At 64.4% G+C, this 11,821-nt stretch carries 13 protein-coding genes and 1 tRNA gene; 4 read left to right on the top strand and 10 right to left on the bottom strand.

Features of this window, described 5'->3' with window-relative positions; translation table 11 throughout:
* Positions 1 to 54: 54 nt before the first annotated feature.
* The 4 genes from QX124_RS00540 to QX124_RS00525 form a co-directional block, all read right to left on the bottom strand.
* Positions 55 to 243: a helix-turn-helix domain-containing protein gene (locus tag QX124_RS00540; RefSeq protein WP_315796601.1), complete on the bottom strand. Its 189-nt coding sequence runs from the start codon at positions 241 to 243 to the stop codon at positions 55 to 57.
* Positions 244 to 572: 329 nt separating this feature from the next.
* On the bottom strand, positions 573 to 1,271 hold the full coding sequence (locus QX124_RS00535; protein WP_315795685.1) for a hypothetical protein: 699 nt from the start codon (positions 1,269 to 1,271) through the stop codon (positions 573 to 575).
* Positions 1,272 to 1,587: 316 nt separating this feature from the next.
* Positions 1,588 to 1,662, bottom strand: a tRNA-Glu gene (locus tag QX124_RS00530).
* A 402-nt stretch (positions 1,663 to 2,064) separates the two neighbouring features.
* The gene (locus QX124_RS00525) at positions 2,065 to 2,403 is read right to left on the bottom strand and encodes a hypothetical protein (RefSeq protein WP_315795684.1); all 339 of its coding nucleotides are present in this window, start codon (positions 2,401 to 2,403) and stop codon (positions 2,065 to 2,067) included.
* A gap of 31 nt (positions 2,404 to 2,434) precedes the next feature.
* Here QX124_RS00525 and QX124_RS00520 point away from each other — a divergent pair, with 31 nt between their 5' ends.
* Positions 2,435 to 3,415 carry an RluA family pseudouridine synthase gene (locus QX124_RS00520; RefSeq protein ID WP_315796600.1) on the top strand — a complete coding sequence of 327 codons (981 nt, stop codon included), beginning with the start codon at positions 2,435 to 2,437 and terminating at the stop codon, positions 3,413 to 3,415.
* A 219-nt stretch (positions 3,416 to 3,634) separates the two neighbouring features.
* The gene (gene rpoH / locus QX124_RS00515; protein WP_315737032.1) at positions 3,635 to 4,534 is read left to right on the top strand and encodes an RNA polymerase sigma factor RpoH; all 900 of its coding nucleotides are present in this window, start codon (positions 3,635 to 3,637) and stop codon (positions 4,532 to 4,534) included.
* Between the two features lie 92 nt (positions 4,535 to 4,626).
* Here rpoH and QX124_RS00510 read toward each other — a convergent pair whose 3' ends face one another.
* Positions 4,627 to 5,256 carry a peptidoglycan recognition family protein gene (locus QX124_RS00510; RefSeq protein WP_315795682.1) on the bottom strand — a complete coding sequence of 210 codons (630 nt, stop codon included), beginning with the start codon at positions 5,254 to 5,256 and terminating at the stop codon, positions 4,627 to 4,629.
* Between the two features lie 21 nt (positions 5,257 to 5,277).
* On the bottom strand, positions 5,278 to 6,513 hold the full coding sequence (locus QX124_RS00505; protein ID WP_315795680.1) for a GGDEF domain-containing protein: 1,236 nt from the start codon (positions 6,511 to 6,513) through the stop codon (positions 5,278 to 5,280).
* 227 nt (positions 6,514 to 6,740) lie between these two features.
* Here QX124_RS00505 and QX124_RS00500 point away from each other — a divergent pair, with 227 nt between their 5' ends.
* Positions 6,741 to 6,968 (top strand): hypothetical protein, encoded by a 228-nt coding sequence (locus tag QX124_RS00500; protein ID WP_315783137.1) that lies wholly within the window; start codon positions 6,741 to 6,743, stop codon positions 6,966 to 6,968.
* Between the two features lie 135 nt (positions 6,969 to 7,103).
* Here QX124_RS00500 and QX124_RS00495 read toward each other — a convergent pair whose 3' ends face one another.
* Complete coding sequence (locus QX124_RS00495) at positions 7,104 to 7,493, bottom strand: response regulator (RefSeq protein WP_315795678.1); 390 nt, start codon at positions 7,491 to 7,493, stop codon at positions 7,104 to 7,106.
* Between the two features lie 151 nt (positions 7,494 to 7,644).
* On the opposite strand from QX124_RS00495, the gene QX124_RS00490 reads away from it, so the two are divergent.
* A complete protein-coding gene (locus QX124_RS00490) occupies positions 7,645 to 8,484 on the top strand; it encodes an SDR family oxidoreductase (protein ID WP_315795677.1) in 840 nt (279 codons plus the stop codon).
* Between the two features lie 159 nt (positions 8,485 to 8,643).
* Here QX124_RS00490 and QX124_RS00485 read toward each other — a convergent pair whose 3' ends face one another.
* The 3 genes from QX124_RS00485 to QX124_RS00475 all read right to left on the bottom strand — a co-directional run bounded on the left by QX124_RS00485 (position 8,644) and on the right by QX124_RS00475 (position 11,817).
* Positions 8,644 to 10,611: a methyl-accepting chemotaxis protein gene (locus tag QX124_RS00485; RefSeq protein ID WP_315772280.1), complete on the bottom strand. Its 1,968-nt coding sequence runs from the start codon at positions 10,609 to 10,611 to the stop codon at positions 8,644 to 8,646.
* A gap of 257 nt (positions 10,612 to 10,868) precedes the next feature.
* Positions 10,869 to 11,210, bottom strand: coding sequence for a rhodanese-like domain-containing protein (locus QX124_RS00480; RefSeq protein ID WP_315795675.1), 342 nt, complete (start codon positions 11,208 to 11,210; stop codon positions 10,869 to 10,871).
* Between the two features lie 49 nt (positions 11,211 to 11,259).
* On the bottom strand, positions 11,260 to 11,817 hold the full coding sequence (locus tag QX124_RS00475) for a YeeE/YedE thiosulfate transporter family protein (protein ID WP_315772277.1): 558 nt from the start codon (positions 11,815 to 11,817) through the stop codon (positions 11,260 to 11,262).
* Positions 11,818 to 11,821: the final 4 nt, after the last annotated feature.

Genomic DNA, 11,821 nt, shown 5'->3' with positions numbered 1-11,821 from the left:
GTGCGGTTCAAATCTGGTTCAACGGATGGCTCCCCAATCCCGTGAACACGGCGCTCATTGCCCTGAGGGCTCCGCGTCATCCTTAGTAGGAAGACTATCAACGAAAGCGCGGAGAAACTCGGCGCGGATGACGGTTCGACGACCGATCTTGGCTATTTGCAACTCACCGCTTTTTATCGCGTGGTACAGAGTTGTCCGGCCGATGCTCAGCAATTTGCACGCTTCGGCGACACTGTAAGCCATTTTCATGAAAAGCCTCTCTAGTCCGGAGACGTTCCGGAGACCGCGTTGGCGACCGCCAACGCCATCCATCTAGATAACGCGGGAGTGCGCCTCAATTTCTCGTTCGGCTCAACTGGGCTCATCGCTTGGTCGCGAGATTAGGTGCCTCGACGCTTCACCCCCCTCAGGCGAAGTTTGCGTTGGAACAATGCCGCGTCAGCTTTTTGCTTGCTGATCGCCTTCTGCGCCGATACTCAAAATCGCCCCGTAACAACACCGCATTCGGTTATCGAAATACAGTAAGCGCTCGCTGAGGAAGCGCATTCGAGACTATGAACAGCCGACTGCGGTCATCGATCAGATTTCGGCCTTTGGCGCTCTAGCCGCATCTCCCTCAATTCGCGTTTTATCGTTGCAATCGATGGAGTAACGTTATGGTTTTTTCGAACCCATTCCTGGATTTCAAAGTTGCGAGTCTTCGCGGCCAGCCGCAAAGGAGGATCCCCATTCCAAAGGGCGAGAACAGATTGCCTTACTAAGGCCCCCTGAGGGGCGTCGTTGTGTGACCTAATAAGTCGCTTATTGATAAGTATTCTGATCTCTTGGCGAGAGACGAATGCGGAGGCGAGGTGCGCGTAAAATCGCGTGCCATCCGCTCCAATCACTCCATAGTTTCCATCCAAGATGAAGTTATCGTGGCCACCAACGGGGATGTATTCTTTAGGCGAAAAGCGCATCCAATCTTCGCAACGCAGACACAAGACTTTTTCGGTGACGGGGTCTCGGACATAGACTTGCAATCGCTCCTCTTCCATCTCAAGTCTGAGGAAAAGGGTGGCCTTCTGTTGGAGATGCCAACCTTCGAGCGTCTCTTGGTCTAGAGGCCCGGCAAGTAGCTTATCGAGAGCATCGTCCAGCGCCCTTTTCCACTCGCGAGGCCACTTCGGCTCATGCTGAGAGATAAGCTCGCAAATCTCGTTAAATACCGCTCCGAGAGAAACCTCGCCCTCGCCCAACGATGCCTCGTGGAAATCCAACCAACTTCTCATCCGATCCATCCCGTACCCTCGCATGGGCAGACCGCGAGATGTTGATCAGGTGTTGGGACGACATGCAGGCACGCCCAAATGGTGCGAGCCTGCTCGTTCACCACCGTCGCAGGTCATAGCGACTCGACCCTAAGCTGACGTGTCGATCAAGGAAAGGAGCCGCCCTTCGAAGTCCGAACGCGGAACGTCGGATTCCCGTACAACGCGACGGCTTTTTGAAAGGTGACGGCAGCGGCGCGCCGGAAATCACGTTGAAGAAAAGTTGAAGAAGCCGCCAGGGCGCGCGGCAACAAACCGCGTAAGCTATTGATTTTATTGGCGCTCCCTAGGGGAATCGAACCCCTGTTTCAGCCTTGAGAGGGCCGCGTCCTAACCGCTAGACGAAGGGAGCGTGAGGTGAACCGCATAGCCTCGAAATCGCCGCGCCGCAAGACGGGGATGGGAATTTTGTGGGGTGAGTGCCTCGAGGGTCTTTCCCCGTGGGGACCCCCACCCCCGACCCCTCCCCGCAAGGGGGAGGGGAGTGGGCTGCCCGGGTGGCGAAGGGATCGGCCATCATAGGATGGAAACAGCCGGCCAAGGCGGCGGTGGGCTCCCTCTCCCGCTTGCGGGGGAGGGTTGGGGTGGGGGCGCTGCCGGCGCCGGTGCCAATGGAGAGAGTTCCCCCACCCGCATCGCATCTTCGATGCGATGCGACCTCCCCCGCAGGCGGGGGAGGCGCTGACCGCCCGAGTCGGCAGAGATGGGGCAGCAACGCAATAATGGCTGGCGTCCGGGCGAAACCGCCCTGCCCTTACGGCTCCACGGCGAAGCGGAGGCGGCCGGTGGGTTTCAGGGACTTGGCGTCGAAGGTGCGGATCTCGGTGGTGCCGCCGACATCCAGCGTCACGGCCAGGCGGTCGCCGGCGGTGCCGGTGGCGACGATGCGGGCGCCCTTGGGCAGCATGGCGGTGAGGTCCGGGCCCGAAGCTGTGCTTCCATCGCCGCGGAAAAGGCGGTAGCCGATGGCGACCAGAAGCACTGCGATCGCGATCGAGGTGGTCACGCCCGCGATCATCATCATGCGCCGCAGCCGCGCCATCAGCTGGGCCTGCTCGGGCGAGGACGGCTCGGGCGCAACGGTGGAATTCATGGACATCTCGACTTCAAATCCTAGCGGCGTGATGACGGTGACGGTCGCCGGCGACGAAGGCTCGCCGCGGCTCGATCGCGTGCTCGCGGTCCGGCTGCCGGAGCTGTCGCGGTCGCGGCTGAAGGCGCTGATCCTGGCCGGTCAGGTCAGCCTCCGCGCGGAGGCGGTGCGGGACCCCGCTTATCACGTCGCCGCCGGCGACACGATCACAATCGACGTGCCGGAAGCGGTGCCGGCCGAGCCCGCGGCCGAGGCGATCCCGCTGAAAATCATCTACGAGGACGACGACATCGTCGTCATCGACAAGCCGGCCGGCCTCGTCGTGCATCCCGCGGCCGGGCACGAGACGGGAACGCTGGTGAACGCGCTGATCGCGCATTGCGGCGCCAGTCTTTCCGGGATCGGCGGGGTGAAGCGCCCCGGCATCGTGCACCGGCTGGACAAGGACACCACCGGGCTGATGGTGGTCGCCAAGAACGACATGGCGCACGCCTCGCTCAGCGCGCAGTTCGCCGATCACGGCCGCACCGGCGCGATGGAGCGCGGCTATCTGGCGTTTGCGTGGGGGGTGCCGCACCGGCCGCATGGCACCATCAACGCGGCCATCGACCGGCATCCGCATGCCCGCGACAAGATGGCGGTGCGCCCGCGGGGGCGCGAGGCCATCACCCATTACGAGGTGCAGGAGAGCTTCGTCGGCCGCGACGGCAAGCCGGTGGCGTCGCTGATCGCCTGCCATCTCGAGACCGGGCGCACCCACCAGATCCGGGTGCATCTGGCTCACCTCGGCCATCCGCTGCTCGGCGATGCCGTCTATGGCCCGCATTTCAAGACCAAGGCGAACCAGCTCGCGCCGGCCGCGCGGGACGCGCTCGAGGCGCTCGGGCGGCAGGCGCTGCACGCCTATCTCCTGGTCATCGAGCACCCGCGGACGGGAGAAATAATGCACTGGGAATCGGAGCTGCCGGAGGATCTCATGCTGTTGAGGAGCGCCCTGCGAGCGGCGCTATGACGCAGCGCCTTCAGAAAAACGCAAGTATGCCAGCAGGTTATGGCAGCCACACGGGGACGTGACCCCCGGAATCCTTCCACCGGGGGGCGAAAATGGTGTATGTTGCGCCTGCGTCGAATGGTCGACGCATGGAACGTCGCAAACCGGCCGGCTTTAACCAAGCGACCGCTTTGCCTGGCCCGCCGCTATCGGGGGCCTGAACCAACTGGAGGGCGCTCGATGGCCCGTACAGCTACGCTGCCGGTTCTCAATGGAGAATCCGGACTTTCACGCTACCTCGCCGAGATCCGCAAGTTCCCGATGCTGGAACCGCAGGAGGAGTACATGCTCGCCAAGCGTTGGCGCGAGCATGACGACAGCGACGCAGCGCATAAACTCGTGACCAGCCACCTCAGGCTCGTGGCCAAGATCGCCATGGGCTATCGCGGCTACGGCCTGCCGATATCCGAAGTCGTTTCGGAAGGCAATGTCGGCCTGATGCAGGCGGTGAAGAGGTTCGAGCCCGAGAAGGGCTTTCGCCTCGCCACCTACGCCATGTGGTGGATCAAGGCGTCGATACAAGAGTACATCCTGCGTTCCTGGTCGCTCGTGAAGATGGGCACCACGGCGAACCAGAAGAAGCTGTTCTTCAACCTGCGCAAGGCCAAGAGCAAGATCTCCGCGCTGGATGAAGGCGATCTGCATCCGGATCAGGTCAAGCTGATCGCGAAGCGCCTCGGCGTGACCGATCAGGACGTGGTCGACATGAACCGCCGCCTCGGCGGCGACGCCTCGCTGAACGCGCCGATCCGCGACGACGGCGAAGCGGGCGAATGGCAGGACTGGCTGGTCGATACCTCGCCCAACCAGGAAGCCATCATGGCCGAGCACGAGGAGTATGACCACCGCAGGCAGGCGCTGAACGGCGCGATCGGCGTGCTCAACGCGCGCGAGCGCCGCATCTTCGAGGCGCGACGCCTGGCCGATGAGCCGATGACGCTCGAGGACCTCGCCGCCGAGTTCGGCGTGTCGCGCGAGCGGGTGCGCCAGATCGAGGTGCGCGCGTTCGAGAAGGTGCAGTCCGCCGTCAAGGGCGCCATCGCCAAGCAGGAGGCGGCGGCCCTGGAGGCCGCGCATTAACGGCGCGGCTTACGGCTTGAAGGTGGTCTTTGGATGCGATCGGAGCCGGCGGAGACGCCGGCTTCTTGTTATGTGATCAGTTTGTTATGTGATCAGTCCGGCGCAGCGCGGGCGAGCCCGGCGAGCGCACAGCCCTCGCAATAGCGGGCATCCTTGTAGTCGATCCAGTTGTGCGCATAGATCCGCTCCCGCGGGATCTGATAGCGCAGCCGGAGCAGCTTCGAGAGAATGCGCCACGCGGCGACCTGGGCTTCGGTGGCGGGCCGGGTGACGTCGGGATAGTTGCCGGCGAACTCCACGCCGATGGAATTGTCGCGCACGACCTTGCGATAGGTCGGGCCGTTGTCGATATAGCGGTTGTCGTTGCGGTTGGCGCCGTCGCCATGCAGCGTCACCAGGGTTTCCGGCACCGCCCAATACACCGTGCCGTCGGTTTCCACCCACAGGGTGACGCCGCGCCGTTTCGGGTTCTTGGCTTGCGCCAGCGCCCCTGATCGCGCCGATCCCGCCGGTCCTTCGGTCTGGTGGACGATGATGTTGGTCCAGGGATGGGCCTTGGCCGGATCGCCCCACGGCGCCAGCCAGACCATCTTCAGACCGGGGATGTCCGGCGTGCCGGACGAGCGGGCGAGCGACGTGAGATCCTCGGCCGTAGCAGGCAGAGGCAGCGTGACGAGAAGCAGCGCGAGCGCTGCGCGGAGGGAGAACAGAACCGGCCTCATGGCCGGCAACGATAGCACCGGCTACCCGGCGGTGGCATCCTGCCGGCGCGGCGGTGCCATCATCGGCTCGATCTGGTCCGGCGCCAATGCCGGCGTCTCGTGGTCGGCGGCGAAGACGGCATAGCGGTTCTTGCCCTCCTTCTTGGCGGCATAGAGCGCCTGGTCCGCCCGCGCCATCAGCCGGTCGGGGAATGCGCCGACATCCTCGGTCCATTCGGCGATGCCGATCGAGACCTCGATCGGCACCTCGGCGCCGGCACAGGCCTCCGCATCGTCGCGGCAAACCTGCAGGATGCGCCGCGCGATCATCGCGCCTTCGCGCAAGGCGGACGCCGGCAGCACGATGCAGAATTCGTCGCCGCCGGTGCGCGCCAGCATGTCGCCGGGGCGCAGCCGGGTCTGGGCCATCAGCGTGAAGTGCTGCAGGCAGGCATCGCCGGCGGCATGGCCATGGGTGTCGTTGATGGTCTTGAAGCCGTCGAGGTCGATCACCAGCAGCGCGAACGGCCGCCGCGAGCGCTCGGCGCGCGCGCATTCCTCGCTCAGGCGCTGCATCAGGTGACGGCGGTTGGCGACGCCGGTGAGATCGTCGAGCAGCGCGAGATCGGCGACCTCGTTGCGCAGCCGGTCCACCGCCATCAGCAGGAAGCCGAAGTTGAGCGACATCGACAGGAAGATCAGCAGCAGCACCGCGGCGGCCTGGCCGCTGGTGGAGTGGCTGAAATTGAAATCGGCGCCGACGAACGCCCCGATCGACCGCGCGGCAAACACCGCGATGATCAGAACCGACAGCAGGCCGGCCAGCCGCGCTCCCGGATTGACGGGCCCGCGCCTCGCATCCAGCACCAGCCGCGCGATGATCGCCATGGGGACCGCCTGCCCGATCGAGTAGCACAGGATCCTCAGCGGGCCGTGGTCGTACACGTATTGAAAGAATGCGATCGACGCACAGGTCATCGCGACGACGATCAAGCTCAGCCGCCACGACGCCCTGTAGCCATAGAAGCGCTCGACGCCCATCGCCGCGAGGCAGATCGCGAAGGTCATCAGCGAGCCGCCGGCCAGCAGCGGAACGAACGAGCCGAAATAGAACCGCGTCAGCGCGAACGTCGCCGCCGGCGCGCACATGAACGCAGACGCCGTCCAGTACCGCGCCGAATCCAGATTGGGATAGCTGCGCATCACGTAGGCCCAGATCAGGCCCAGCGCGAGGAAATTGACCACGAAGGCGGTCCATAGCGTCGGAACGTTCAGCATCCCGACAGCAGGACGCCGCAGCTCCTGTCCTCGATGTTCAATAGCGCCGCGCTCATGAGCTACCCTGTTGTTCGCGGCAACATGGGCGCGGCGCAGTTAACGGTTCCTCAAGGTCGCAACCAAGATTGCGCCTTGGTTTTGAATCAATGAAGACACCTTTTACGATCCGCTAACCTTGTCACGACCTGCGTGCCAGCGGCGCAACTGGCCGGCGAATGCATCGAGCTGTGGATAAGCGCAACCGCGCTGGTGACAGCGTGAGGCAGAGCTTCGCGAATCTGCTGGGATCGACACCCGAGGCTAATGCATGGCTGGCGTGCGCCAGCGAAGCCTCGAAGTCGCGTTGCAATCCATCAACTCCTGACGAGGATGCCATGGCGAAGAAGGCGAAGAAGGCCGCGAAGGCCACCAAGAAAGCTGCGAAGAAGACCAAGAAGGCTGCCAAGAAGAAGTAGTTGCACTTCCGGGTGGGAGCGCGGCTTCCACCCGGCTCTCAGTCGGCTCGGCCGCTAGCCAATCCCACGTCTCCACCGGTCGGCATTTGCCACGCATCACCCTTTGAGCGACGCTGGCGGAGCAAGACCTTGGCCTCACCCGATATCGGGCGCGCGCTCGAGCGTCACCTCAGCCTCGCGCAGCACATCGAGCGGCGCCCACGGCTTGCTCCAGAACTTCGTGCCGCCCGGCAGCGGCTGCGAAAACGGCCGGCCAGAAGTGACGACCACATTGATGTGGGGGTGACGCGCCTTGGCGAGATGGGCAAGCTCAACCCCGTTCATGCGGCCCGCCAGATTAACGTCGGTCATCAGCAGCACGATGCGATGACCCGGCTTGTTCAGGACGAGTTCGGCGGCCTCCGCGCTCTCACACGCGATCACGTCGTACTCGCTCTCTTCGAGCAGCAGCGTGATCATCTCGCGCTGCGCCAGATCGTCTTCCACGATCAGTGCGGTGGCACGGAAAGGTTGCGACTGTCCCATGCAGGTCCTCCACGAATGTGTGCTCGTAAAGTAATGTGAGTTAAAAGCTGAACGGCCGGATGGTTCGGTTCCAATCAGAAAAAGTGGCAGAAAGCCCAGCTGCAATTGGAACAGGCACGTAGATCCGGTCGATCAGGGGAGTGAAGCGACAATGACGATCATTCGAGGCGCATCTGCCGCCGTGACAGGCGCAGCCAGCGGCATCGGCCGTGCGCTGGCGCAGGAGCTGGCGGGGCGCGGTTGCGATCTCGCGCTCGCCGACCGCGACGAGGCGGGCCTCGCAAGCCTCGCCGCCGAGCTCGCCGCGAGCGGCCGCAAGGTGACCACGCACCGGCTGGACGTCAGCGATGTCGCTGCAGTCATCCAGTTCGCCGAGGACGCGACCCGCGCGCATCCCGACCTCAACATCATCGTCAACAATGCCGGCGTGGCACTGTTCGGCAGCTTCGCCGAGATCGATCAGGCGGAGATGGAGTGGCTGTTCAACATCAATTTCTGGGGCGTCGTGCACGGCACGCGCGCGTTCCTGCCGCATCTTTCGCGCCAGCGCGAAGCGCATGTCGTCAACCTGTCCTCGATCTTCGGCATCATCGCTCCGCCCGGCCAATCGGCCTACGCCGCGGCAAAGTTCGCGGTGCGGGGATTTTCCGAGAGCCTGCGTCACGAACTCACAGCCGCCGGCAGTCCCGTGCGGCTGTCGGTCGTGCATCCCGGCGGCATCGCCACGGCGATTGCGCGCAATGCCCGCGCCGGCCAGGGCATGACCGACAATGCGCGCCGCGTGCAGGCCATCGAACGGTTCGAGCGGCTCGCCAGGACCAGCCCGCGCGATGCCGCGTTGCGGATCATCGAGGGCGTCGAGCGCAATGAGCCCCGCATCCTGATCGGCGGCGATGCGCGCTTCATGGATCTCCTGCAGCGGTTCATGCCGGGCACCTATTGGCGCGTGATGGCGAAGCGGCTCGAGAAGGCGGCCGCGAAGCAGGCGTGAGCCACGGGACAGGAGGCGCCGCCCCGCCTCGCGCTCTCGAGACCACGGCACCAGGACACAGCTCATGCCGGTCGGACACGGGGAATCACCCCCGTGGCGGATACGGCCGGGGCGATGGCGTGTCGGCGAGCTTGATACTTCAAGCCACCCAACGACCGGTCAGGCCGCTCTGATATGGGCCAGGAACTGGTTGACCTCGCTGCGCAGCCGGGTCGACTGCTGCGCGAGCTCGCCGGCCGCCGACAGCACCTCGTTGGCGGCGTGGCCGGTCTGCACGACCCCGGACGTGACGCCCGCGATGTTGCGCGTGACGTCCTGGGTCTTGCCGGCGACGACGATCACATTGCCGGCGATCTCGCGGGTCGCGGCGTCCTGCTGCGCGATCGATGAGGCGATGATGGTCGAGATCTCGTCGACCTCCTGGATCGTGGTGCAGATCATGCCGATGCTCTGGACCGCGGCGGCGGTTTCGGCCTGAACCGCGGCGATCTGAGCACCAATCTCTTCGGTCGCCTTGGCCGTCTGGGTCGCCAGTGTCTTGACCTCGCTGGCGACGACGGCGAATCCCCTGCCCGACTCGCCGGCGCGCGCGGCCTCGATCGTCGCATTCAGCGCCAGCAGATTGGTCTGGCTGGCGATCTGGTTGATGAGTGCGACGACCTCGCTGATCTTGCTGGCGGCAACGTTGAGCCGCTGCACCTTGTCGTTGGATTGCTGCCCTTCGTCCGCGGCCTTGCGAACCACGGACGATGCACGCTCGAGCGTCTTGCTGATCTCGTTCATCGAGGATGACAGCTCTTCGGCCGCCGAGGCAACGGTGTTGACATTATCCGATGCGGAGCCGCACGCCTGCGACACCGTCAGGGCCTGCTGCTTCGATTGATCGATCGTCACCGACATCGAACGAGCGGTCGCCTCCATTTCAATGGCCGCAGCCGACACTGCGTCGACAACGCCGCGGACGCTGGCCTCAAAGCCATCGGCCACCTCCATCAGCATGCGGCGCCGGTCCTCCTCGGCACGAGCCTGGGCCTTCTCCTGCTCCGCCTGCAGATCCCTCATCCGGATGGCGTTGTCCCTGAAGACCGAAACGGCGCGCGCCATCTGTCCAACCTCGTCCTTGCGCCAGTCGGCCGGGACGCTGACGTCCAGGTTGCCATCGGCGAGCTCGCGCATGGCGCTCGTCATCTGGACGATCGGGCGGGAGATGCTGCGCGCGATCAACAGCCCGGCGAGCGCGATCAGCACGAGGCCGGCCAGCGTCATCCCGATCGCCAACGCCCCGGCGCGATTGCGAGCCTGGATGAACTCGCTGTTGTCCATGATGATCTCGACGGCGCCGATCGGCTTGCCGGAGAAATCTTTGATCGGGCCCAGCAGCGCGACCACCGGAACGCCTTTGAGCTGTCCTTGGCGCGACAGGAAGCTGCCGGCCGATGCCTCCCGATAGTCGCCGCTTGCGAAGAAGGAGGTCTCCCCGATCGTTGTCGCGAACAGCTTGAAGCCGTTGTCGCCAGCCAGGCGGAACGCGACGTCGACATTCCGGCTGCGCTTGAACTCGTCGAAGAAGTTTTGGCCAAAGGTCAGGCCGAACTCGACCGAGCCCAGATGTTTGCCGGCGGAAACGATCGGTACGACGCCGCGGAGGCCGAGGCCGGCAACGCCGCCCTCCAGCCCGACGATCGGCTTGCGGTCGGTGTTGGCGGCCACCACCGTCTTGCGGAAGCCCGACAGATCGTCGCCGAACTTGGCCGGCTGGTGCACGCGCAGGAAGGACATCGCCGGCGGCGTGTGAAACTGAAACTGGTCGACACCGTAATCGGACTTCATGCTGGCCATGCCCGCGCCGAACAGCCGCATCAAGGCGTCGCGGTCGTTCTGCGCCATGGCGTCCTGGACGGCGGGGATCTTGGCGACCACCGCGCTCATGGCTTCCGCGCGGGTCGACTCCAGCTGCAGGCGCGAATTGAAGGCGTCATATTGGGCGTGGAGCTCGCGCTCATTGGCGCGGTCGATGATGCCGCCGATGATCCACATGGCGACCAGCAGCACGAAGAGGGCCGTCGCGGCCGCGCCGATCACCAGAGAAAGGGTGATCCGGGTTCTCAAGCCAACAAGCTTCAACATGCAATCCTCGAACGTCGACCGGTGTTCGAGTATTGCAGCGTTGCAACTAATTATTCCTGAACGAGTCAACCAATGGAGTGGACCAACAACAAATTAGCTGCTGCGGGCGAGAACGGCTATCGAAGCTTTCCGCCGCACACTTTACTCTTAACCTGCCGCAACCCACGCTGGTTGCAGGTCATTTCATCTCAACCAGAACAGATCCGTTCGGAACGTCCTGACAGAGCAGAAGGTCGGATCTGTCGGACAGGGCGCGTTCAGGCGACAGGACCGCCGCGCGCCCGCCAGCGGCTCATGCCGCCGGCATAGTGGCGGATATCCTGCCGCCCCGCCGACAGCGCCCGCCGCAGCGCGGTGGCCGAGCGGCCGCCAGCCTGACAGATCAGAACCACCGGCTTGTCGTGCACGAGGTCGCCCGGGTCGAAACGCGACAGCGGGTGATTGACAGCGCCGGGAATGTGTCCGCCCTTGAACTCATGCGGCTCGCGCACGTCGACGATGACGCAGCGCCGCTGCTGATGCGCCCGCACCAGCTCGTCATGCTCGATCGCCGGCACACTCGTCGATCCGGTCAGCTTGCTGAACAGTCCTGATAGCATAGGAGGAACCTCTCACTGATTGACATAGGGGGCACTCAGGCGACTCCGCCTACCCCTGTGTCCGCTTCGCCTTGGCCTCGGATGCTTCGACCCAGAAGAAGAACGCACCTGCGCCGATCGCGAGCGCGGCGAACCAGGCGCCATCCGGCACGCCGGTGATGTCGGGCAGCCGCACCTTGCCGAGCGCCCAAACATTCAGGACGTGAGCCTTCACCCAGTCGAAGCTCAGCGCATAGAGGATCGCGCCGACAATCATGCCGAAAGCGCCGACTGCGGCATGCACGCTGCCGCTGGCGATGGCGCCGAGCGCGGTGCCCGGGCAGTAGCCGTAGACCACCATGCCGACGCCGAACAGCGCCGCGCCGAGCGCGACCGCGAGCATGTTGGCGTCCTTGACGTAATATTTGGTGTTGCCGGTATCAACCAGCAGCAGCACGCCGATGCCGCCGACCAAGATCGCCGTGCCCATCACCTTCAGCACGGTGAAGTCGCGCAGCCGGAACTGGTTCTCGATCACGTTGCAGCTCGTGACCTTGCCCTGCTGCAGCAGATAGCCGAACACGGCGCCCATCAGCAGCGGGCCGGCGATGCTCATCAATGACGTCATGGCC

The organism is Bradyrhizobium sp. SZCCHNRI3043 (genome assembly GCF_032377735.1).
Lineage (GTDB): Bacteria > Pseudomonadota > Alphaproteobacteria > Rhizobiales > Xanthobacteraceae > Bradyrhizobium.
This window is presented reverse-complemented; position numbering and strand designations above follow the sequence as displayed.

What these genes read in the sequence shown, in the direction of transcription:
- QX124_RS00540 (WP_315796601.1), bottom strand. Translation starts at nt 243, where the DNA reads ATGGCTTACAGTGTCGCCGAAGCGTGCAAATTGCTGAGCATCGGCCGG.
- QX124_RS00535 (WP_315795685.1), bottom strand. Translation starts at nt 1,271, where the DNA reads ATGAGAAGTTGGTTGGATTTCCACGAGGCATCGTTGGGCGAGGGCGAG.
- QX124_RS00525 (WP_315795684.1), bottom strand. Translation starts at nt 2,403, where the DNA reads ATGAATTCCACCGTTGCGCCCGAGCCGTCCTCGCCCGAGCAGGCCCAG.
- QX124_RS00520 (WP_315796600.1), top strand. Translation starts at nt 2,435, where the DNA reads ATGACGGTGACGGTCGCCGGCGACGAAGGCTCGCCGCGGCTCGATCGC.
- rpoH (WP_315737032.1), top strand. Translation starts at nt 3,635, where the DNA reads ATGGCCCGTACAGCTACGCTGCCGGTTCTCAATGGAGAATCCGGACTT.
- QX124_RS00510 (WP_315795682.1), bottom strand. Translation starts at nt 5,256, where the DNA reads ATGAGGCCGGTTCTGTTCTCCCTCCGCGCAGCGCTCGCGCTGCTTCTC.
- QX124_RS00505 (WP_315795680.1), bottom strand. Translation starts at nt 6,513, where the DNA reads ATGCTGAACGTTCCGACGCTATGGACCGCCTTCGTGGTCAATTTCCTC.
- QX124_RS00495 (WP_315795678.1), bottom strand. Translation starts at nt 7,493, where the DNA reads ATGGGACAGTCGCAACCTTTCCGTGCCACCGCACTGATCGTGGAAGAC.
- QX124_RS00490 (WP_315795677.1), top strand. Translation starts at nt 7,645, where the DNA reads ATGACGATCATTCGAGGCGCATCTGCCGCCGTGACAGGCGCAGCCAGC.
- QX124_RS00485 (WP_315772280.1), bottom strand. Translation starts at nt 10,611, where the DNA reads ATGTTGAAGCTTGTTGGCTTGAGAACCCGGATCACCCTTTCTCTGGTG.
- QX124_RS00480 (WP_315795675.1), bottom strand. Translation starts at nt 11,210, where the DNA reads ATGCTATCAGGACTGTTCAGCAAGCTGACCGGATCGACGAGTGTGCCG.
- QX124_RS00475 (WP_315772277.1), bottom strand. Translation starts at nt 11,817, where the DNA reads ATGACGTCATTGATGAGCATCGCCGGCCCGCTGCTGATGGGCGCCGTG.